This is a genomic window from Caballeronia sp. HLA56, from assembly GCF_054655155.1.
Genome location: NZ_BAAHOB010000001.1, coordinates 1,302,921 through 1,323,171, shown reverse-complemented (window position 1 = coordinate 1,323,171; position 20,251 = coordinate 1,302,921). Strand labels below are relative to the sequence as shown.

Sequence of the window (20,251 nt, the reverse complement as noted above, 5' to 3'; positions counted from 1 at the left end):
GCACACGATGAAAGTTTCGGCAGACGTTCGCGCAATGATCGAACGCCGCAAAAAGGGCCACACGCTCGAAGCGCCGTTCTACGGGAGCGACGAGATTCACGCGCTCGACCTGGACGCGATTTTCCGGCAGCACTGGATTCAGGTTGCGATCGAGCCGGACGTGCCGGAGCCGGGCGACTATACGACCGTCGATATCGGCCACGATTCGATCCTGATCGTGCGCGACGACGACATGCAGATTCGCGCGTTCCACAACGTCTGCCGTCATCGCGGCGCGCGTCTTTGCAATCAGGAGAAAGGCTCGCTCGGCAATATCGTGTGCCCGTATCACAGCTGGACCTATAACCTCGACGGCGACCTCATGTTCGCCGAACACATGGGCGACCAGTTCGACCGCTGCAAACATAGCCTCAAGAAGGTTCATGTGCAGAACCTCGCAGGCCTGATCTTCATCTGTCTCGCCGATGAACCGCCCGCCGATTTCTCCGTGCTGCGCGAGTCGATGGAGCCGTATCTTTTGCCGCACGGTCTCGCCGATTGCAAGATCGCGGCGAGCATCGACATCGTGGAAAAGGGCAACTGGAAGCTCACGATGGAGAACAACCGCGAGTGCTATCACTGCGTGGCGAACCATCCCGAGTTGACCATTTCGCTCTATGAATACGGCTTCGGCTATCAACGCACCCCTGCGAACGAGGACGGCATGGCCGCGTTCGAACGCACGGTGAGCGAACGCACGAAGCAATGGGAAGCGATGAACCTGCCTTCCGCCGAGATCGAACGTCTGGCGGATCTCGTCACCGGTTTTCGCACGCAACGTCTGCCACTCGACCGCGATGGCGAATCGCAGACGCTCGACGCGAAGGTGGCATCGAAGAAGCTGCTTGGCGGCTTCGAGCGCGCGGACCTGGGCGGCTTGTCGTTCTGGACGCAACCGAATTCGTGGCATCACTTCATGAGCGATCACATCGTCACGTTCAGCGTGATTCCGCTGTCCGCGGGCGAAACGCTCGTGCGCACCAAGTGGCTCGTGCATAAGGACGCGCGCGAAGGTATCGATTACGACGTCGACAATCTCACCGCCGTGTGGCGCGCAACGAACGAACAGGACCGCACGTTGGTCGAGTATTCGCAGCTGGGTGCAACGAGCAGCGCTTACGAGCCGGGCCCGTATTCGCCGTTCACCGAAGGGCTCGTGGAAAAGTTCTGCGAGTGGTATATCGGCCGCCTCGACAACTATGCGAACACGCCCGACAAGGACGTGGTCACGCATGGCGAGAAAGTCGTTTCCTTCATGCGCTAAGCGCGTTCGAGAGGCAAAACATGATGCGCGATCAGGCCACGTTCGAGCCGACTGCAAGCCGTGTCACCCAGCCGCGCTTCTGGGGGACGCTGCCCGCGCGCTGGAATAGCGATACCGACGACACACTCGTCTGCTGTCACGTCCGGCAGGAAACGCACGACGTGAAGAGTTTTTTCTTCAAGGCGCCGAGCGAACGCAGCTTCGTGTTCGAACCGGGGCAGTTCATTACACTGGAACTCGATATCGACGGCGAGCAGATCAATCGCTGCTATACGATTTCCTCTTCGCCCACGCGGCCGCACACCATTTCGATCACGGTCAAGCGTGTACCGGGCGGAAAAGTTTCGAACTGGCTGCATGACAACGTGATTGCGGGATCGCGCGTGCGTGTGCTCGGGCCTTCGGGCGAGTTCACCTGTGCGCGGCATCCGGCGCGCAAGTTCCTGTTTCTTTCGGCGGGGTCGGGTATCACGCCGCTCATGTCAATGAGCCGCGCGCATCACGAACTCGGCGAGGACGCGGATATCGTTTTCGTGCACAGCGCGCGCACACCCGACGACATCATCTTCTCGCGCGAGCTGGATCTCATTGCATCGAATCAGACGAACTTTCGCACGGCCTTCGTTTGCGAGCGCGTGGGCACGCGCACGAACTGGGCCGGTGTGACGGGCTTTCTCAGCTTGCCGCTACTGAAGCTGATTGCACCGGACTATCTAGAACGCGAGATCTTCACGTGCGGTCCCGCGCCTTATATGAAGGCGGTCCGCGATCTTCTCGATGAAGGCGGTTTCGATCGCAAGCATTATCACGAAGAGAGCTTTTCGTTCGAGACCATTGCGGAGGTCGCATCGCAGTTGACGACCGCGCACGTTGCCGACGCCATCGCCACACAGACCGATTTCGTCGAAGCGCGTGAAGAGGCAGTCGGCTTTGCGCCTCGACCAGCGGCGCCTGTCGATACGACATACAAAGTCAGCTTCGCCAAGATCCGGCGCGACATCGAATGCGGTAGCAACGAGAACGTGCTCGATGCCGCGAAGAAAGCCGGGGTGCGTTTACCCTCATCGTGCACGCAAGGCATGTGCGGCACATGCAAGGTCAAGCTCGTATCGGGCGAAGTGAGCATGAAGCACGCAGGCGGCATTCGTCAGCGCGAAATAGATCAGGGCATGGTGCTGTTGTGCTGCAGCAAGCCTTTGAGCGACCTCGTGGTGGATAAATAAAACTCGGCGTCGCTTCTGGACAACTGAGTGTCGGAAAAGTGCGTTACTAGCCAATTCTGGCTGGTGATTCTGGACGCTACGGCGTGGGGCCGCAAAGGGGAAATCAAATGAAAGCGATGAGAAGACTGTTCGTGCTGAGCGCCATGGCTGCGGCACTGGCCACGAGCATGGGCGCAAACGCCGAAGATAAACCGACCATCAAGATTGGCTACGTCGAAGGCTGGGACGACAGCGTGGCGACGTCGAACGTGGCGGCGCGCATCATCGAAAAGAAGCTGGGCTATCAGGTGCAACTCGTGCCGGTGGCGGCAGGCGTGATGTGGCAGGGCGTGGCGCGCGGCGATCTGGATGCGACGCTGTCCGCGTGGCTGCCGGTGACGCACGGTGCGTATTGGAACAACTTCAAGACGAAGGTCGTCGACCTCGGACCGAACTTCAATGATGCGAAGATTGGTCTGATCGTTCCTGAAAACGTCGATGCCAACAGCCTGACCGACCTCGAAGCGAAGAAGGCCGAATTCGATTCGCGCATCGTCGGTATCGATGCGGGCGCGGGCGTGATGCAAAAGACGAGCGAAGCCATCAAGGCTTATAACCTCGACTACAGGCTCATGCCGAGTTCGGGCAGCGCGATGACCGCTGAACTTGCGCGTTCGGAAGCGGCGAAGAAGCCGATCATCGTGACCGGCTGGAAGCCGCACTGGATGTTCGCGAAGTACAAGCTGAAATTCCTCGAAGATCCGAAGAAGGTCTTCGGCGAAGCGGAACACGTCGATAGCGTGGTGAATCCGGAACTCGAAAAGAAGGCTCCGCCGGTCGTGGCCTTCCTGAAGAAATTCCAGTGGAAGCCGGGTGAAATCGACAGCGTGATGCTCGCGACGCAAAACGGTGAGAAGCCGCAAGCCGCCGCCGATGCATGGATCGGCGCGCATGGCGATCGCGTGGACAGCTGGGTGAAGTAAGTCTCAGCGCCTGGATCAAGAAGGGGTGCCGCGAATCCGCGGCACCCCTTTTTTGTGCTTACCGTAGAACGACAGTGCGTTCGCCGTTGATGAACACGCGCCGTTCCGTGAACGCCTTGATGGCGCGCGCAAGCGTGATGCATTCGACATCGCGTCCCGTTGCAAGCAGGCGCTCGGGGCTATAGGAGTGATCCACGCGCTCCACTTCCTGTTCGATGATCGGGCCTTCGTCGAGATCGTCGGTGACGAAGTGCGCAGTGGCGCCAATCAGTTTTACGCCGCGCGTATGCGCCTGGTGATAGGGCTTCGCGCCCTTGAAGCCAGGCAAGAACGAATGGTGGATGTTGATCGCGCGGCCCTTGAGTTTGCGGCTCGTATCGCCGGAAAGAATCTGCATGTAGCGCGCGAGAATCATCAGTTCCGCACCGGATGTCTCGAAGAGATCGAGCAGACGCGCTTCCTGCTGCGCCTTGGTATCGGCCGCGATCGGCAGATGATGAAAGCGCAGACCGTGTTGTTCTGCAAGCGGCGCCAGGTCCGGATGATTCGACGCAATGCCGACAATATCCATCTTCAGTTCGCCCATGCGCCAGCGGAACAGCAGGTCCGCGAGGCAGTGTTCGAGCTTCGACACCATGATGAGCACCTTGGGCCGCGCGTTGAGATCGTGCATCGACCAGTTCATCGAGAAGCGTTGGGCGATGGGTTCAAACTCGCGCTGCAGCATCGGCAGATCGAGCGTGTCGTCTCGGCTTGCGCCATGAAACACGCAGCGCACGAAGAAGCGTTCGCTCAGGTCGTCGTCGAACACGGTGAGTTCGTCGATATAACCATGATGGCGTTCGAGAAAGCCGACGATGGCGGCGACTTGCCCCGCCGCGCTCGGACACGCAACGGTCAGCACCAGTTGATTGGGACGGGTTTCAGCGGACATGCACGCTCCACATTCGATAAAGGTCGCCACGCCGCTCGTGCGGCGAACGTTATCGCTAGTAGAGCAAATGCGCGGGCACGACGGATAGAAGCGAAGCGCCGTCGCGCTGGTATGCAAGCGTCAGGCGATCACGTCGCATTCATCGAGCAGCCAGTTGCTGAACGCGCGCACGACGGCAGACGGCTCGCGTTGCGTGACGAGCACGTAGCCGCGATCGGTGACGAGCGGAGTATCGTCTAGCGCGATGAGATGACCTTTGGCGATGAGGTCATCGACGAGCGGCGCCCAGCCAAGCGCAACGCCCTGGCCCATCACGGCCGCATGCGTGACGAGCGCGTAACTGTTGAACGTGAAGCCGCCTTGCGCCGGCGGCGCGCTCAGCCCATGCGCCTCGAACCAGCCGGCCCATGAAAGCCAGCGTTCGGGCAACGTAGCCTGCAGATGCAAGAGCGGCAAGTCGAGCAGATCGGCCGCCCTCGACGGCTTGTTGCGTGCCACGAGCGCCGGGCTGCATACCGGCACGACGCTTTCAGGAAAGAGCCGGATGGCGTGCGGCGAACTCCACTGCGCGCGCGAACTGCCGAATGCGATCACCACGTCCGCCGGTTCGCCGTCGGCATCCGATACATTTTGCGAGGTGACGATCTTCACATCGACATCGGGCATCAGCGCCTTGAATTGCGGCAGGCGCGGCATGAGCCAGTAAGTCGCGAAGCCGAAATCGGTCAACAGCGTGAGCGTGCGCTGAGCGTTACGCGCGCGAATCTCGCCGGTAGCCGTGCGGATGATATCGAGGCCTTGACGGACCGCTTCGAAGAGACGCGCGCCGTCTTCAGTCAAGGTGACGCCCCGGTGCCCGCGCTCGAAAAGCGGCACGCCGAGCGCTTCTTCGAGTTGCACCACGCGCTGGCTCACGGCGGGCTGTGTCGAGCCGAGTTCACGCGCGGCGGCAGTGAAGCTCGCGAGACGCGCGGCGGACTCGAACATCGAGAGCGCCTGCATGGGCGGTAGACGGTCCTGGCGCGGCATAAATCTCCCTTATGGGCGCATAACGATTTGCTCTCTTCACAGCGGCCATTTGAACGGCAATAGTCACATGAAGCGAACCCGCATCGCCATGCGCGTGTCCGCTGTCGATTCTATTCGAGGTATGCATTCATGCTTGAGACAAAACAAAATATCCTTATTCTCATGGCCGATCAGCTCACGCCGTTCGCGCTTGCGGCATACGGCAACGGAGTGACGAAGACGCCGTGCATCGACGCGCTCGCGCGTGAAGGCGTGGTGTTCGAATCGGCCTACTGCGCGAGTCCGCTCTGCGCGCCGTCACGCTTTTCGTTGCTCGCGGGTAAGCTGCCTTCGCAAATCGGCGCTTATGACAACGCGGCCGAGTTCCCTTCGGAGACGCTCACGTTCGCGCACTACTTGCGCGCCGAGGGATATCGCACGATTCTTTCCGGCAAGATGCATTTCTGCGGCGCGGACCAGTTGCACGGGTTCGAAGAGCGGCTGACGACCGACATCTATCCCGCCGATTTCGGCTGGACGCCCGACTGGGAGAATTTCGAGGCGCGTCCCTCGTGGTATCACAACATGAGTTCCGTGATCGACGCAGGTCCGTGCGTGCGCACGAATCAACTCGACTTCGACGACGAAGTGACCTTCACCACGCGTCAGAAGCTGTTCGATATCGCGCGCGAGCGCAATGCGGGCAGAGACGTACGACCGTTCATGATGGTCGCGTCGCTGACGCATCCGCATGACCCGTATGCCATTCCGAAAAGATATTGGGACCTGTATGGCGATGACGACATCGACATGCCTTCGTATCGCGATTCGCTCGAAGCCAGCGATCCGCATTCGCAGCGCCTGCGTCATGTCTGCGAGACGGATCGCACGCCGCCAACCGAGAGACAGATTCGCAATGCTCGCCGTGCGTATTACGGCGCGGTGTCGTACGTGGACGATCAATTCGCATCGATACTCGAAGCGCTGGAACAGGCGGGTCTCGCAAATGACACAACCATCGTCGTGACGTCGGATCACGGCGAGATGCTCGGCGAGCGCGGCCTCTGGTACAAGATGACGTTTTTCGAGGGCGGCTGCCGTGTGCCCTTGATCGTGCATGCGCCGAAGCGTTTCGATGCGCATCGCGTGAGCGCTTCGGTATCGCATCTCGATGTGTTGCCCACGCTCGTCGAACTTGCGCGCGGCGATGCGCCTTCAGCGTGGCCGGATAGCATCGATGGGCAAAGCCTCGTGCCGCATCTCGCGGGCGCGGACGGCCATGACGAAGCCATCGGCGAGTTCCTCGCGGAAGGGGCAATCGCGCCTATCGTGATGATCCGGCGGGGGCGCTACAAGTTCATCCATACGAGTGTCGATCCCGATCAACTCTACGATGTCGCCGCCGATCCCCTCGAACGCAATAACCTCGCGAGCGATGCGCGGCACGCGTCGCAGGTCACCGCGTTCCGCGATGAGATCGCGCGACGCTGGGAACTGGAAGCGCTGCATCGCGATGTGCTCAAGAGTCAGCGCCGCCGCCATTTCCATTTCGCCGCGACCACGCAAGGTGCGATCCAGTCGTGGGACTGGCAGCCGCATGTCGATGCGAGCCAGCGCTACATGCGCAATCACATCGACCTCGATACGCTCGAAGCCATGGCGCGCTTCCCAGCGGTCGAGCGCTAGTCCCGCGCTAGTCACCCGCAACTCCAACGACAGGAACGCCCCATGAAAAAGCCCTTGTTTCATGCGCTCATTGTTGCCGCGCTCGTCGCCGTGGTCTCGCCCACATTCGCCGCCGATCCCTCGACCTGCACGCAGGTGCGCATGGCAGGTCCGGGATGGACAGACATCGACGCCACCAACGCGATGAGCGGCGTCATTCTGAAAGCGCTCGGCTACAGGCAGAACGTGGCGAACCTGTCTGTGCCGATCACGTATCAAGGCCTCAAGAACGGCCAGATCGACGTGTTCCTTGGCAACTGGATGCCGGCGCAGGCGCCGCTCGTGAAGCCGTTCATCGACGACAAATCGGTGCAGGTGTTGCGCGCCAATCTATCCAACGCGAAGTTCACGTTGGCCGTGCCCGACTATGTCGCCGCAGCCGGCGTGCATTCGTTCGCCGATCTCGCGAAGAACGCCGACAAGTTCGATGACCGCGTCTACGGTATCGAGCCGGGCGCGCCCGCGAATCAGAACATCAAACGCATGATCGACGACAAAGCCTTTGGGCTGGGCGGATGGAAGCTCGTGGAATCGAGCGAGACGGGCATGCTCACGCAAGTGGATCGCGCGGTGCGGGACAAGAAGTGGATCGTGTTTCTGGGCTGGGAGCCGCATCTCATGAACACCAAGTTCAAGCTCGCCTACCTCGATGGCGGGGATCGATACTTCGGCCCGAACTTCGGCGGCGCGACGGTCAACACGGTGGCTCGTAACGGCTACGAGCAGCAATGCCCGAACGTCGGCCGCCTGTTCAAGCAGATGGCGTTCAACGTAGATCTGGAAAACGGCGTGATAACCGACGTGCTGGAGAAGAAGACGCGCGTCGATACAGCCGCCACGGACGCATTGAAACGGCATCCGGAACTGCTGAAGACGTGGCTCGATGGTGTGACGACTGCGAGCGGCGGGAACGGCCTGGAAGCCGTTCAGACCGCGCTCGGGGTGAAGTGATCGAAAACGATCAGTTGAGTTGCAAGCTGACGCGTTCCTGCTGCGACATCAGCATGGCGCGCATGGGCGACTGGATGGCGAGGAAGTGGACCATCAGGCTGGAAGGCTGCTGAAAATACCACGGCGTATTGATGCCGATGCAGTCCAGTCCGTCCTCGAGCGCCCAGTCGAGACGTTCGCGCAAGAGGTTTGCAATGATCGTCTGATCGCCGCCGTTCGCATACGTGCTCGACTTGTCGGGCGCGGCGCTCACGGCGCGATAGATCTCTTCGACGAACTCGACATTGTGGTCCGTGCGTTTGAAACCGAGCACGCCTGCATTGATGATCCAAGGACCGATGTCGTGCGCGGCGAGAAGATCGCGATTCGCGAAGAGCGGTTCTAGCGGCTTGGATTGATCGACGAAAAGAATGTCGGCATCGACCCACATGACCCATTCGTGATGCGGCAGATATTTGCGCAGGAACCACGGCTTGAGCCAGGTGCCCGTCGTGCCTGGTTCCACCTCGGCGGGCGTATCGCGATAGACGTAGAGCGTGTAGCCGTGACGCTCGCAATAACGCTTGAAGTTCAATTCGGCGATTGCGCCGTACTCGCGCACGTTAGCCGTGTAGTAGGTCACGAGCGCGATGGGCTGGCCGGGGTTGTAGACGCTGAAGGGTTCGGCGGGCACATTCGCATGGGCTGAAAAATCGAGCAGGCGCGCGCCTTTTTGCTGGCAATCGTTGATGTGCTCGGCGAGCGCGTTGCGAAAGCTCGGATGAATGTAGCCGTACATCTTCTCTTCGTCCATCACGATGGTCCACAGATTCGGATACGTAGCCCAGACAGGCGTGAAGCGTGGATTGCAGAACATGGCGCACGTGACACCACCGCGCTCGCCCATCGGTTCGATGACGTCGAGCGGGGCGAGCAAGGTTTCTTCGTCATCGGTTGCGCCGCCGATCTTGCATTCGCCGATGCAACGAACGATGAAGTTGCGAATGTCCTTCGTGTTACGCCAGACCTGCACGGCGGCCTGATGACTGCCCGTGTTGCCGTTGAGCGAAGGAAGCAGATGCTGCCTTCCTTCGGCCATGGGTTCGACGGGATACATGTTCAGCACGAGGCAGTCTTCGCTGAAGCAGACGAGCAAAGCCATTTCAGGCATCTGCCGCAAGTGATGCAGCACGAGTTCGTACTTGAGAAGCGTTCGTTGGGCTTTGCCCTGCATACCCGCCATGGAAACAGCGGTGTGCTCATAGCCCATGCGAGAGCTGTAGTGCTTGTGATTGGCAAGAACGTGAGGGGCGTCGACGTGGAAGATGCTCAGGCAGCGAGTGGTCATGTTCGATCAGTGGTTGATGCAGATGTTGCGATGTAGCGCTTTTTTACAGATTCAGAAGTATGGGTAGGAGCAGAGGAATCCGATATCGGGCATGTCCGAAATAGAAGGGCTGCAAATGAGCGCGAGTCGCAACTGGACATGTTTGCGTCGCACCGGGTCGAGCCGTGGCTTATATGTGGCCTTACTTTTACGACGTTGGCGCACGCACGCCGATGCATCGAAATGCAGCGTTTCAGCGGCAGTCTTTAGCACTTTCAGCAGGACACGACGAACGATCAGCAACCTTCAACGACACGACAATCCACAAGAAGAGGAGCAGCAGATGAGAAGAGGACATGCCGCACGAAGCGTTTCGAGACTCGCCCGCGGCCGTCGTGCCAGTCTTGCGGGACTCGCGCTCGCGGCGAGCGCGGCAGGCGCGCCGGCCCTATCGCACGCGCAGAGCAGCGTGACGCTCTACGGCATTCTCGATGCAGGCATCACCTATGTGAACAACACCGGTGGCTCGCATGTCGTGAAGTTCGACGATGGCGTGTCCTACGGCAACCGCATCGGCTTTCGTGGCGTGGAAGATTTGGGCGGCGGACTGCAGGCGATCTTCGCGCTGGAATCGGGCTTCCGCCTCGGGACCGGGCGCTATGCATTCGGCGGCGCGGAGTTTGGACGGCAAGCCTATGTGGGCCTCAAGAACCCGTGGGGGCAAATCTCGTTCGGTAATCAGCTCGATATGACCGAGGAGATGGTCTACCTCTACAACATCTCGGCATGGGGAAGCGGCTATGCCATCCACCAGGGCGACTTCGATCGGATGAACGGCGACCGCTTGCCGAACTCGGTCAAGTTCCTCTCGAACAATATCGCGGGCTTCACCTTCGGCGGCATGTATTCGTTCGGCAATAACGCGGGCGACTTTCATCGCAACAGCGCGTGGAGCGTGGGCGCGCACTATGCGGCCAACACCTTTAACGTGGGCGCGGCCTATACGCAACTGAACAACCCGTTCGGCATTTACGCGTTCGATCCCTACGCGATGATCGGCGCGCGCACGTTCTTGGGCCAGCCGACGGTATCGGTCGATCCGGCCACGGGCGCAGTCACGGACCTCTATAGCACGAATTCGTTTCCCGTCGATAAACAAGGCGCCTTTGCAGTCGGCGGCGCGTGGACGCTCGGCGACCTGATGCTCTCGGGCAACTTCACGTACACGACCATCAAGGGCCTCGGCGTGACCTCGCATATGCAAGTCTACGAAGGCGGCGCGTCGTATTCGTTCAGGCCGGATCTCGCGCTTTACGGCGGTTATCAGCACACGCGCTTCGAAGGCAATCACTGGAACCAGGGTTCGCTCGGACTGCACTATCTGCTTTCGAAGCGTACCGACGTCTATGTTTCCGGCGATTATCTGCGTGCGTCGGGTCCGATCGATGCCGTAATCGGTTATAGCTTCACGCCGTCGACTTCGAATACGCAGTCGGATGTGCGCATCGGCATGCGGCATTCGTTCTAGGCGAGACGAAGATCATGCGGCGGCAGGCACGGCGCGCAACGCGCTGCGGTCCTGCCGCGGACTTGCATTGAAGCGCGCGCGATACGTCCGCGAAAAGTGCGACGGCGATTCGAACCCGCACGCGACACACACGGCAAGTATCGACATATCGGTTTGCTGCAGTAGTTCGCGTGCGCGCGTGAGACGCAGCCCGAGATAAAAATGCGTCGGCGTGTCCTTTAGCGCGGTGCAGAACAGGCGTTCGAGCTGACGTCGCGTGACGCTGATGGATTGCGCGAGCTCATCGGGCGAGAGCGGCTCTTCCATATGCTGCTCCATCACGCCGATCACCTGGATCAGCTTGCGATTGTGAATGCCATAGCGCGCCGCGATCTTCATGCGCTGATGGTCCGAGCGCTGCCTGATGCGCCCCAGCACGAACTGCTCCGACACTTGCGCCGCGAGTTCCGCGCCATTATCGCGCGCGATCAGATCCAGCATGAGGTCGATGGACGCAGTGCCGCCCGCGCACGTAATGCGCCGCGTATCGATCTCGAACAACTCCTGGCTCGTTTCTATCGCGGGATAGCGCTCGGCGAAGGCCGCCGCCGCTTCCCAGTGCAACGTCGCGCGCTTGTCCGCGAGCAGGCCGGCTTCGGCGAGTATGAAGCTGCCCGTATCGATGCCGCCAAGCGTCGCGCCCGCGCGATCCAGCCGCTTCAACCACTCGCCGATGCCGCGTGTATAGCGCGCGAGCGGCTCGAATCCCGATACGACGAACACGGTATCCGCATGTGTCACGCTGTCGAACGCGCTTTCCGCATTCAGCGAGATGCCGTTGCTCGCGGCCACCGGCCCGCCATCGGGCGACAGGATATGCCAGCGATACAACTCGCCGCTGAAGCGATTCGCAACCCGCAAGGGCTCGATCGCCGACATGAAGCCAATGGACGAGAACTCGGGCAGCAGCAGGAAGTGGAAGTCTTGGGGAACGGGCATCGAATGGCGTGTGGCGCTTTGGACGAACGCTCCACGCTAGCAAGCACAAAAAGCCCGCGCAATCCGGCGTGGCCCGTATTCGCAGGCCTTTCTTCTAGCACGTCGCATGCGGTCAAGTCGCGGTCGCAAGCGGTCGTTCGTTCGCCTTTATGCGGCGTTACTTTTGATGCACGCCGGCACGACGAACCGGCATCCAATGAACCCTCACCGGAACAGCACGCCATGAGACATCGCCTGGTTTCGAAACTGCTCCTGACCGGCGTCTGTGCCGCGACCGCACTGACTCACGGCGCCTTCGCGCTTGCCGCCGATGATGCGAGCTGCCGCAACGTGCGCTTCGTGGATATCGGCTGGACCGACATCACGTCGACGACCGCGCTCGCTTCCGTCGTCTTCGAAGGGCTCGGTTATGCGCCGAAGACCACGGTCGCCTCCGTGCCCATTTCGCTCGCGGGTCTGAAGAGCAAGCAGATCGACGTGTCGCTCGGCTACTGGTGGCCGGTGCAGGAAAAGGCGGTCGAGCCGTTCCTCGAATCGAAGAGCATTCAGAAGCTCGATCCGCCGAATCTCTCTGGCGCGAAGGCCACGCTTGCCGTGCCGAGCTATGCGTATGACGCGGGCATCAAGTCGTTCGCGGATATCGCCAAGCATCGCGATGAGCTCGACGGCAAGATCTACGGCATCGAACCGGGCAGCAGCGCAAACGCCAAGATTCAGAAGATGATCGACACGAATCAGTTCGGGCTCGGCGGATTCAAGCTCGTGCAATCGAGCGAGGCGGGCATGCTGGTGACGGTGGAACGCGCCATTCGCGACAAGAAGCCGGTCGTGTTTCTTGGCTGGGAGCCTCATCCCATGAACATTCAGATGAAGATCAACTATCTCGCTGGCGGCGATGAAGTCTTCGGCCCCAACTATGGCGAAGCGCGCGTCTACACGCTCACGAATACCGACTTCCTCACACGCTGCCCGAACGCCGGCAAGTTCGTATCGAACCTCAAGTTCAATACCGATCTCGAAAACCGTCTCATGGAACCGGTGATGAACAAGGAACGCCCCGCCGAAGCGGCAAAGGCGTATCTCAAGAAGAATCCGCAGGTGCTCGATTCATGGCTTGCGGGCGTGAAGACCGTCGATGGCAAGGATGGTCTGCCAGCGGTGAAGCAATACCTCGGACTTTGAACTGAATAAGGACAAGCGCCACCATGAACCATGACGTGATCGTGACCTGCGCGGTAACGGGAGCAGGCGACACAACGGCCAGACATCCGGCAATACCCGTCACGCCCAGGCAGATTGCCGAAGCGGCTATCGAGGCCGCGCGTGCGGGCGCGACCGTGGCGCATTGCCATGTGCGCGATCCGCAAACCGGGCGCGGCAGCCGCGACCCGGCGCTGTATCGCGAAGTGGTGGATCGCATTCGTTCATCGGATGTCGATGTCATCATCAACTTGACGGCGGGCATGGGCGGCGATCTGGAAATCGGCGCGGGCGAAGAGCCGATGCGCTTCGGCAAGGGCACCGATCTCGTCGGCGGTCTCACGCGTCTTGCGCATGTCGAGGAACTGCTTCCGGAAATCTGCACGCTCGATTGCGGCACCCTCAATTTCGGCGATGGCGACTACATCTACGTCTCGACGCCCGCGCAACTCCGAGCCGGGGCAAAACGCATCCAGCAGCTTGGCGTGAAGCCGGAACTCGAGATTTTCGATACCGGTCATCTCTGGTTCGCGAATCAGTTGCTGAAGGAAGGCCTGCTCGATGCGCCGCCGCTTTTTCAGCTTTGCATGGGCATTCCTTGGGGCGCGCCGCCCGACACGGGCACCATGAAGGCCATGGTCGATAACTTGCCGCCTGGCGCGCATTGGGCGGGCTTCGGTATCGGCCGCATGCAGATGCCGATGGTCGCGCAAGCCATGCTACTCGGCGGTCATGTGCGCGTGGGTCTCGAAGACAATCTGTGGCTCGATCGCGGCGTGCATGCGAGCAACGGTTCGCTCGTGCAGCGCGCGGTGGAGATCATCGAACGTCTTGGCGGACGCGCGCTCACGCCGGCGGAAGGGCGTCGCAAGCTCGGTTTGCCGGCGCGCGGCGAACGCTTGCTGGAGCGTCGCGCGCTCGGGCAGTTGGCATAGGTTCAGGATCACTACATTCGGATGGACGATATGCAAGTCAGGCAATTCGCCGCGCTCGGCGCGGGTGTGATCGGCAGCGGCTGGGTGGCGCGCGCGCTTGCGCATGGGCTAGATGTCACCGCGTGGGACCCGGCGCCTGGCGCTCAAGCGCAGTTACGCGCGAACGTCGCCAATGCGTGGCCGGCGCTGGAACGCGTGGGACTGGCGAAAGGCGCGTCGCAGGATCGCCTGCGCGTGGTGGAAACTGTCGAGGAGTGCGTCGCCGATGCGGATTTCATTCAGGAGAGCGCGCCCGAACGCGAGGAACTGAAGCTCGCGCTGCACGAACGCGTGAGCCGCGCGGCGAAGGCCGATGCGATTATCGCGTCATCCACTTCGGGCCTTCTGCCCAGCGATTTTTACGCACGCGCCGTACATCCCGAGCGCTGCGTGGTCGGGCATCCGTTCAATCCGGTTTATCTTTTGCCGCTCGTCGAAGTGCTTGGCGGCGAGTTGACTTCCGGCGACGCGATCGATACCGCGATGAGCTTCTACGCATCCATCGGCATGAGGCCGCTTCGCGTGCAGAAGGAAGTGCCGGGCTTTATCGCGGACAGATTGCTCGAAGCGTTGTGGCGCGAGGCGTTGCATCTGGTGAACGAAGGCGTGGCGACGACCGGCGAGATCGACGATGCAATTCGGTACGGCGCGGGCATTCGCTGGTCGTTCATGGGCACGTTCCTGACCTATACGCTGGCGGGCGGCGAGGCGGGCATGCGACACTTCATGCAGCAATTCGGCCCCGCGCTCGAATTGCCGTGGACGAAGCTCGTCGCGCCGACGCTCACCGATGAACTCATCGACCGCGTGGTGGACGGCACGTCGCGGCAGACGAACGGACGCGGCATCAAGGAACTGGAGCGGTATCGCGACGACTGCATCACGAGCGTGATCGAGGCGATTGCGCAGGCGAAGGCACGGCACGGTATCGAAGACTAACGGGGCGAGATTCATGGGCACGATTTATCGCGACACCGTGAAGGCCGAATGGGTCGATTACAACGGCCATCTGCGTGACGCGTACTACATGCTGATCTTTAGCCTCGCGACCGATGCGTTCATGGACGGCATCGGTCTGGACGACGCGGGCAGGCGCGCGCGGCAGCGCACGCTCTACACGCTCGAAGCCCATGTGAGCTATCTGCGCGAGATCAAGGAAGGCGCGGCGGTGCGAGTGGACGCGTGGGTCGTCGCGCGCGACAAGAAGCGCGTGCATCTTTATCTGGAGATGTTCGAAGCGGACGAGGCGGAGCCGGTATCGGCGTGCGAGCAGATGATGATGCACATCGATTCGAGCGGCGCGCCGAAGTCGGCTTCGTTCGATGAAGACGTGGCGCGAAGTATCGATATGCACGCGGTGATTGCCCCGTGCGATGCGCGTTATGCGGGGCGGGTGATTGGTTTGCCCGCGCGTTCCGCTGGCACCTCGGTTCCCGCCTGAGCACGCCAGCGCCGCAACAACAACGCGTTCGCCACCACGCTCACGCTCGAAAACGCCATCGCCGCGCCGGCGAACATCGGGTCGAGCATGCCGAATGCGGCAAGCGGAATGCCGATCAGGTTGTACACAAACGCCCAGAAAAGATTCTGCTGAATCTTGCGATACGTCCGGCGCGAAATGTCGATGGCATCCGCCACGAGCGCCGGGTCGCCACGCATGAGCGTGATGCCCGCCGCTTCGATCGCCACGTCCGTGCCGCTGCCCATCGCGATGCCGACATCGGCGGCGGCGAGCGCGGGTGCGTCGTTGATGCCGTCGCCCGCCATCGCCACGATGCCGTGGTTCGATGCCTTCAATTCCGTGATCACGCGCGCCTTGTCCGCGGGCAAGGTCTGCGAGAAAACCAGCGCCGACGGAATGCCCAGCGCGCGCGCAACCGCCTGCGCGCTACCCGCGTTATCGCCCGTAACGAGCGCGGCCTTCACGCCCAGTTGCGCGAGTCTTTCGATGGCGGCCCGCGCCGTCGGCTTGATCGTGTCGCCGAACGCGAGCAGGGCGAGGACGGTCGCCTTGCCGTCAGCGCGGTCCAAGAGCCATGACACCGTGTTGCCCTGCGCTTCGAGGTTGCGCGCCTCGACGGCAAGCGCTTCGGGCACGGCCGCATGCAATTCCTCGACCCAGCGCGCACTGCCTATCGCCACGTTGCGCGCGCCGATGAAAGCCTCCGCGCCGCGTCCGGCAATTGCTTTCGCCGACGTCGCCTCGTATCGCGCAATGTCCGGCGTGCTATCGGCGAAACCGACTACCGCTTTCGCCAATGGATGCTCGCTCATTCTTTGCACCGCCGCCGCCAGCGCGAGTGCTTCCGCGCGCTCGAATCCCGGCGCGGCTTCGAACGCGACGAGACTCGGTTGGCCGGCCGTCAGCGTGCCGGTCTTATCGAACGCAACGACGCTAATGGCATGCGCCTGTTCCAACGCCTCCGCGTCCTTGATCAGGATGCCGTGACGCGCCGCGACGCCCGTGCCGGCCATGATGGCGGTCGGCGTGGCGAGGCCGAGCGCGCACGGGCAGGCGATCACGAGCACGGCGACCGCGTTGAGCCAGGCGGTCTCGGCATCCGCGCCATGCAGAAGCCCGCCCGCCAGCGTGATGAGCGCAATTACCAAAATTGCCGGCACGAAAACGGCGGACACGCGATCGACCAGGCGCTGGATCGGCGCTTTTTCCGCTTGCGCCGATTCGACCAGCCGGATGATCCGCGCGAGCGTCGTTTCCGCGCCGATGGCCGTCGTTTCGATCGCGATCGCGCCTTCGCCGTTGATCGATCCGCCCGTCGCGCGCGCGCCCGGCTCTTTCGCAACCGGCAGACTCTCGCCCGTGATCAGCGATTCGTCGACATGTGTGCGTCCCTCGCGCACGATGCCATCCACCGGCACGCGCTCGCCCGGCCGCACGATGGCGATGTCGCCCACGCGCACATCGGCGAGCGCAATCTCGCTTTCATGCGAAGGATCGGCGCGATCGCGCACGCGCGCCGTCGTCGGACGCAGCGCGTTCAGGGCGCGGATGGCGTCGGTGGTCTGGCGTTTGGCGCGCGTCTCCAGCCATTTGCCAAAGCGCACCAGCGTGATGACGACCGCCGATGCCTCGAAGAACAGATGCATCGGCATGCCGCCGTGCGCGAACATCTGATAGACACTCAGCGCCCACGCCGCCGATGTCCCCAGCGCCACGAGCAAATCCATGTTGCCCGCGAACGCCCGCAGCGCGCGATAACCGCCGACGTAGAAACGCGCGCCGAAGCCAAACTGGACGATGCTCGCGAGCGCCAGTTGCAGCCACGGCGAGAGCGCTGCGCCGAACATCGGCGCAAGCAAGGGCAGCGTGACGAGCGCGCTCGCGACCACCGCGACGAGTTCGGCATCGAGCGCTTGCGGCGTTTTCGCATCGACAGGCGGCGCGTCTGGCTCGACCTTCGCCGCTTCGTAACCGGCTTTCGTAATGGCCGCGACCAGTTGTTGGTCGGTGACGGCATCGTTCGTATGGACGGTGGCTTTTTCGGTCGCGAGATTCACGGCGACCGATTCCACGCCCGGCACTCGTCCGAGCATTTTCTCGACGCGCGCGACGCACGACGCGCACGTCATGCCGCTCACGGCGAATTCCGCGGTTCTGGTTTGATTGACTGGTGCCGATGACATGATGAAACGCTCCTTCTGGCCACGCATGAAGCCAGTATTGACCTTCCAACGATTGGAAGGTCAAGAGCGCATTTCAGTCGCGAGGCGGTTCGATCGAGCCGAACATGGCGTCGGCGAGCGCGCCGGCTTCCTGGCCGCCGCGCTGACGCAAGCCCTCGACCGCGCCGATGCGGTCTGCTTCAGCCTTGTTCTGCGAAAGCTTTGCCTTGCCGACCAGCCGCGTCACCTCGATTTCGATGCCGACGATCGCGCCCAGCAATTGATCGATGAAATCGCGCGGAGCGTCGCCCATTTTCCACGGCATTGCTTCGCCCGCTTCCATCTTGCGCGTGAGTTTCGCAACGACGCCGCGCACGTAGGCTTCGTCGTCACGCACGGTGATTCGGCCATGCGCATGCACGACGAGGTAATTCCACGTCGGCACTTGACGGTGGGTCTCCTGCTTGCTCGGATAGAAAGTCGGCGAGATATAACCTTCCGCGCCCTGAAAGATCACCAGCACGTCCTCGCGCGCCCCGACTTCGCGCCACACGGGATTTGCACGTGCCACGTGCGCGCGCAAGGTGCCGTGTTCGCCGATGGCGGGATCGAGTTCGAAAGGAATGTGATTAGCGTCGAGCCCATTCGGGCCATGCGTGACCAATGCGCCAAAAGGATGCGCGGCGATCAGCGCGCGCAGGGCTTCCGGGCGGTTTTCCTCGAAATGGGCGGGAATATACATGCGTCGGACTCGTTCGAAAGGTTCCAAAACATTCATGTTACGCGATGCCGTGAAGCGAGTCTCGACGAGTGGTCAGACGTATTTGCGCGACGAGTAGCGCCTTTTATGCGTGTTGTCTTGCCTATCATCAGCGGATACGTTAAAACCCCAATTTCGAGATCGAATTTTCGGCGCGCTACCTCGGGGATCAGGACGGCGGCGGGCTGCTCGTCTGCGAACCCATCGAAATAAAACCGGATTTCCATTCGAATGAATAAGCACCGACGCTGGACGTTTCCGCTCGACGCCGCTTTATGGGTCAGCACGAGCCTTTCTGCCGCGGCCTTGCTCGCCGGCTGCGCGGGAACCGCGACGCCCGAGGCGGCAAATACGGGCGGCTGGGTGAAAAACCAGGTCGTCGATGCCTACACGTTCGGCTTTCCGCTCGTCGCGTCGGACATCGCGCGGGAACGTGCAAGCGGGGCGGCGCGGCCGGGTCAGGCGCCGCTCAACACGTTCCGCCACGCCATCGCGTTGCCGCCCGCGGGCGCGACCGGCTGGCCGAGCGTCGATACGCTCGATTCCTCCGCATGGCTCGATGTATCCGCCGATCCCGTGATCGTGACCGTGCCCGCCGCGCCGCGCGCACGCTATCTCGATACCCGCGCGTTCGATGCATGGAGCAACGCGCTGTATTCGAGCGCCGACACGACGCCGTTTCCGAAGGCGCAGCTCATTGCCTTCGTGCCCGCCGGCTTTACGGGCACGCTGCCCGCCGGTGCAACGCGCGTCGAAACGCGCACGCGCTATGTCTGGCTTTCGGTGCGCGTGCGGGTGAACGGCATGCGCGACGTGCGCGAAGTCAGAAAGCTGCAGACGTCGATGCGCATCGATACGCTTACGCCCACCAAGGGCTCGCTCGCCGATCCTACTTCGACCGTGACGGGCGCGTGGCCGGGCAATGCCACGGGCCAGACGCCTAGCGTGCCGCCTTTGCCGAGCGCGGCGCCGACGGCATCGCCCGGCGCGCAGGCCGAAGCGCTCGATGCCAACGCGTTTTTCGCGCGCCTTGCCCGCTCGCTCGACGACAATCCGCCCGCCGCCGACGATGCGCCCGCGATGTCCCGCCTCGCCGATCTCGGCGTGAAGCCGGGCGAACCGGTGCAGTTCAAGAAGGCCGACGCGCCGCTTCTGGCGTCCGGTGTCGCGGATGGCCGCGCGCATCTCGCGACGGCGCCATCGAACGCGATCACGAAGAACGGCTGGACGTGGTTCGGCGACGACGTCGGCAACTACGGCACGGATTACATTCTGCGGGCTTATCTCGCGCGCTATCAGCCGTTTTCGGGGACGAAGGCGGGCGAAGCGAAGCCGGTTGCGCGCGTGGACAGCGACGGCCATCCGCTCAACGGCGCGAACACCTACGTGCTGCACTTCGCGCCGAACCAGTTGCCGCCGGTGCGCGGTTTCTGGACGCTCGCGGCCTACACGAAGGATGGCGCGTTCGCCAACGGCAAGCTGCCGCGTCTGTCGCTAAGCGACCGCGACCGCCTCAAGAAAAACCGCGACGGTTCGGTCGATGTCACCGTATCGGCCGAAGCACCGCCGCGTGCGCGCGCATCGAACTGGCTGCCCGCGCCCGACGGCGACTTTCAGCTGACGATGCGCCTCTACGCGCCCAAACCGCAGGCAAGCGACGGCACGTGGACGCCGCCGGCCGTCGAACGGCAGTGAAGCATTTGATGAACGTTTGCGCGATGCCTCGTCGTATACTCGAAGCATTCTCTACCTGACAGGGCGATGCGCCGCCGCGC

At 62.1% G+C, this 20,251-nt stretch carries 17 protein-coding genes; 11 read left to right on the top strand and 6 right to left on the bottom strand.

Going from position 1 to position 20,251, the window contains the following annotated elements; translation table 11 throughout:
• Positions 1–7 precede the first annotated feature (7 nt).
• From ACYQ47_RS06035 to ACYQ47_RS06025, 3 genes are all read left to right on the top strand, one after another.
• Complete coding sequence (locus tag ACYQ47_RS06035; protein WP_459904745.1) at positions 8–1,303, top strand: aromatic ring-hydroxylating oxygenase subunit alpha; 1,296 nt, start codon at positions 8–10, stop codon at positions 1,301–1,303.
• 23 nt (positions 1,304–1,326) lie between these two features.
• Positions 1,327–2,526 carry an FAD-binding oxidoreductase gene (locus ACYQ47_RS06030; protein ID WP_244829739.1) on the top strand — a complete coding sequence of 400 codons (1,200 nt, stop codon included), beginning with the start codon at positions 1,327–1,329 and terminating at the stop codon, positions 2,524–2,526.
• Positions 2,527–2,633: 107 nt separating this feature from the next.
• Complete coding sequence (locus ACYQ47_RS06025) at positions 2,634–3,488, top strand: glycine betaine ABC transporter substrate-binding protein (RefSeq protein ID WP_244829046.1); 855 nt, start codon at positions 2,634–2,636, stop codon at positions 3,486–3,488.
• Positions 3,489–3,546: 58 nt separating this feature from the next.
• On the opposite strand, the gene purU is transcribed toward ACYQ47_RS06025, so the two are convergent.
• The gene (gene purU, locus ACYQ47_RS06020) at positions 3,547–4,422 is read right to left on the bottom strand and encodes a formyltetrahydrofolate deformylase (protein WP_250466433.1); all 876 of its coding nucleotides are present in this window, start codon (positions 4,420–4,422) and stop codon (positions 3,547–3,549) included.
• 120 nt (positions 4,423–4,542) lie between these two features.
• Positions 4,543–5,451 (bottom strand): choline sulfate utilization transcriptional regulator, encoded by a 909-nt coding sequence (locus tag ACYQ47_RS06015; protein WP_250466434.1) that lies wholly within the window; start codon positions 5,449–5,451, stop codon positions 4,543–4,545.
• A gap of 129 nt (positions 5,452–5,580) precedes the next feature.
• Between ACYQ47_RS06015 and betC the strand changes: the two genes are divergently transcribed.
• The gene (gene betC / locus ACYQ47_RS06010; RefSeq protein WP_459904744.1) at positions 5,581–7,116 is read left to right on the top strand and encodes a choline-sulfatase; all 1,536 of its coding nucleotides are present in this window, start codon (positions 5,581–5,583) and stop codon (positions 7,114–7,116) included.
• Positions 7,117–7,158: 42 nt separating this feature from the next.
• On the top strand, positions 7,159–8,106 hold the full coding sequence (locus ACYQ47_RS06005; protein WP_250466436.1) for a choline ABC transporter substrate-binding protein: 948 nt from the start codon (positions 7,159–7,161) through the stop codon (positions 8,104–8,106).
• 10 nt (positions 8,107–8,116) lie between these two features.
• On the opposite strand, the gene ACYQ47_RS06000 is transcribed toward ACYQ47_RS06005, so the two are convergent.
• Entirely contained in the window at positions 8,117–9,433 is a 1,317-nt protein-coding gene (locus ACYQ47_RS06000) for a glycosyltransferase family protein (protein WP_250493052.1), read from the bottom strand.
• A 322-nt stretch (positions 9,434–9,755) separates the two neighbouring features.
• Between ACYQ47_RS06000 and ACYQ47_RS05995 the strand changes: the two genes are divergently transcribed.
• Positions 9,756–10,940, top strand: coding sequence for a porin (locus ACYQ47_RS05995; RefSeq protein WP_244829052.1), 1,185 nt, complete (start codon positions 9,756–9,758; stop codon positions 10,938–10,940).
• A 12-nt stretch (positions 10,941–10,952) separates the two neighbouring features.
• On the opposite strand, the gene ACYQ47_RS05990 is transcribed toward ACYQ47_RS05995, so the two are convergent.
• Complete coding sequence (locus ACYQ47_RS05990; protein ID WP_459904741.1) at positions 10,953–11,918, bottom strand: GlxA family transcriptional regulator; 966 nt, start codon at positions 11,916–11,918, stop codon at positions 10,953–10,955.
• A gap of 222 nt (positions 11,919–12,140) precedes the next feature.
• Between ACYQ47_RS05990 and ACYQ47_RS05985 the strand changes: the two genes are divergently transcribed.
• Genes ACYQ47_RS05985 through ACYQ47_RS05970 form a run of 4 tightly spaced genes read left to right on the top strand, consistent with a single transcriptional unit; the run spans position 12,141 to position 15,533 of the window.
• Entirely contained in the window at positions 12,141–13,100 is a 960-nt protein-coding gene (locus ACYQ47_RS05985) for a choline ABC transporter substrate-binding protein (protein WP_244829054.1), read from the top strand.
• A 23-nt stretch (positions 13,101–13,123) separates the two neighbouring features.
• Positions 13,124–14,053 (top strand): beta-keto acid cleavage family enzyme, encoded by a 930-nt coding sequence (locus ACYQ47_RS05980; RefSeq protein ID WP_244829055.1) that lies wholly within the window; start codon positions 13,124–13,126, stop codon positions 14,051–14,053.
• A gap of 30 nt (positions 14,054–14,083) precedes the next feature.
• Positions 14,084–15,031, top strand: coding sequence for an L-carnitine dehydrogenase (locus ACYQ47_RS05975; RefSeq protein WP_250493057.1), 948 nt, complete (start codon positions 14,084–14,086; stop codon positions 15,029–15,031).
• A gap of 13 nt (positions 15,032–15,044) precedes the next feature.
• A complete protein-coding gene (locus ACYQ47_RS05970) occupies positions 15,045–15,533 on the top strand; it encodes a thioesterase family protein (protein ID WP_459904740.1) in 489 nt (162 codons plus the stop codon).
• On the opposite strand, the gene ACYQ47_RS05965 is transcribed toward ACYQ47_RS05970, so the two are convergent.
• Both ACYQ47_RS05965 and ACYQ47_RS05960 read right to left on the bottom strand, forming a co-directional pair.
• Positions 15,473–17,737 carry a heavy metal translocating P-type ATPase gene (locus ACYQ47_RS05965; protein ID WP_459904739.1) on the bottom strand — a complete coding sequence of 755 codons (2,265 nt, stop codon included), beginning with the start codon at positions 17,735–17,737 and terminating at the stop codon, positions 15,473–15,475. The genes ACYQ47_RS05970 and ACYQ47_RS05965 overlap by 61 nt on opposite strands.
• A 73-nt stretch (positions 17,738–17,810) precedes the next feature.
• Positions 17,811–18,458: an FMN-binding negative transcriptional regulator gene (locus ACYQ47_RS05960; protein WP_459904737.1), complete on the bottom strand. Its 648-nt coding sequence runs from the start codon at positions 18,456–18,458 to the stop codon at positions 17,811–17,813.
• A 249-nt stretch (positions 18,459–18,707) separates the two neighbouring features.
• Between ACYQ47_RS05960 and ACYQ47_RS05955 the strand changes: the two genes are divergently transcribed.
• Positions 18,708–20,171, top strand: coding sequence for a DUF1254 domain-containing protein (locus ACYQ47_RS05955; protein WP_459904735.1), 1,464 nt, complete (start codon positions 18,708–18,710; stop codon positions 20,169–20,171).
• Positions 20,172–20,251: the final 80 nt, after the last annotated feature.

What these genes read in the sequence shown, in the direction of transcription:
- ACYQ47_RS05970 (WP_459904740.1), top strand. Translation starts at nt 15,045, where the DNA reads ATGGGCACGATTTATCGCGACACCGTGAAGGCCGAATGGGTCGATTAC.
- betC (WP_459904744.1), top strand. Translation starts at nt 5,581, where the DNA reads ATGCTTGAGACAAAACAAAATATCCTTATTCTCATGGCCGATCAGCTC.
- ACYQ47_RS05980 (WP_244829055.1), top strand. Translation starts at nt 13,124, where the DNA reads ATGAACCATGACGTGATCGTGACCTGCGCGGTAACGGGAGCAGGCGAC.
- ACYQ47_RS06030 (WP_244829739.1), top strand. Translation starts at nt 1,327, where the DNA reads ATGCGCGATCAGGCCACGTTCGAGCCGACTGCAAGCCGTGTCACCCAG.
- ACYQ47_RS05990 (WP_459904741.1), bottom strand. Translation starts at nt 11,918, where the DNA reads ATGCCCGTTCCCCAAGACTTCCACTTCCTGCTGCTGCCCGAGTTCTCG.
- ACYQ47_RS05985 (WP_244829054.1), top strand. Translation starts at nt 12,141, where the DNA reads ATGAGACATCGCCTGGTTTCGAAACTGCTCCTGACCGGCGTCTGTGCC.
- ACYQ47_RS06005 (WP_250466436.1), top strand. Translation starts at nt 7,159, where the DNA reads ATGAAAAAGCCCTTGTTTCATGCGCTCATTGTTGCCGCGCTCGTCGCC.
- ACYQ47_RS05995 (WP_244829052.1), top strand. Translation starts at nt 9,756, where the DNA reads ATGAGAAGAGGACATGCCGCACGAAGCGTTTCGAGACTCGCCCGCGGC.
- ACYQ47_RS05960 (WP_459904737.1), bottom strand. Translation starts at nt 18,458, where the DNA reads ATGTATATTCCCGCCCATTTCGAGGAAAACCGCCCGGAAGCCCTGCGC.
- purU (WP_250466433.1), bottom strand. Translation starts at nt 4,422, where the DNA reads ATGTCCGCTGAAACCCGTCCCAATCAACTGGTGCTGACCGTTGCGTGT.
- ACYQ47_RS05975 (WP_250493057.1), top strand. Translation starts at nt 14,084, where the DNA reads ATGCAAGTCAGGCAATTCGCCGCGCTCGGCGCGGGTGTGATCGGCAGC.
- ACYQ47_RS06025 (WP_244829046.1), top strand. Translation starts at nt 2,634, where the DNA reads ATGAAAGCGATGAGAAGACTGTTCGTGCTGAGCGCCATGGCTGCGGCA.
- ACYQ47_RS05965 (WP_459904739.1), bottom strand. Translation starts at nt 17,737, where the DNA reads ATGTCATCGGCACCAGTCAATCAAACCAGAACCGCGGAATTCGCCGTG.
- ACYQ47_RS05955 (WP_459904735.1), top strand. Translation starts at nt 18,708, where the DNA reads ATGAATAAGCACCGACGCTGGACGTTTCCGCTCGACGCCGCTTTATGG.
- ACYQ47_RS06000 (WP_250493052.1), bottom strand. Translation starts at nt 9,433, where the DNA reads ATGACCACTCGCTGCCTGAGCATCTTCCACGTCGACGCCCCTCACGTT.
- ACYQ47_RS06015 (WP_250466434.1), bottom strand. Translation starts at nt 5,451, where the DNA reads ATGCCGCGCCAGGACCGTCTACCGCCCATGCAGGCGCTCTCGATGTTC.
- ACYQ47_RS06035 (WP_459904745.1), top strand. Translation starts at nt 8, where the DNA reads ATGAAAGTTTCGGCAGACGTTCGCGCAATGATCGAACGCCGCAAAAAG.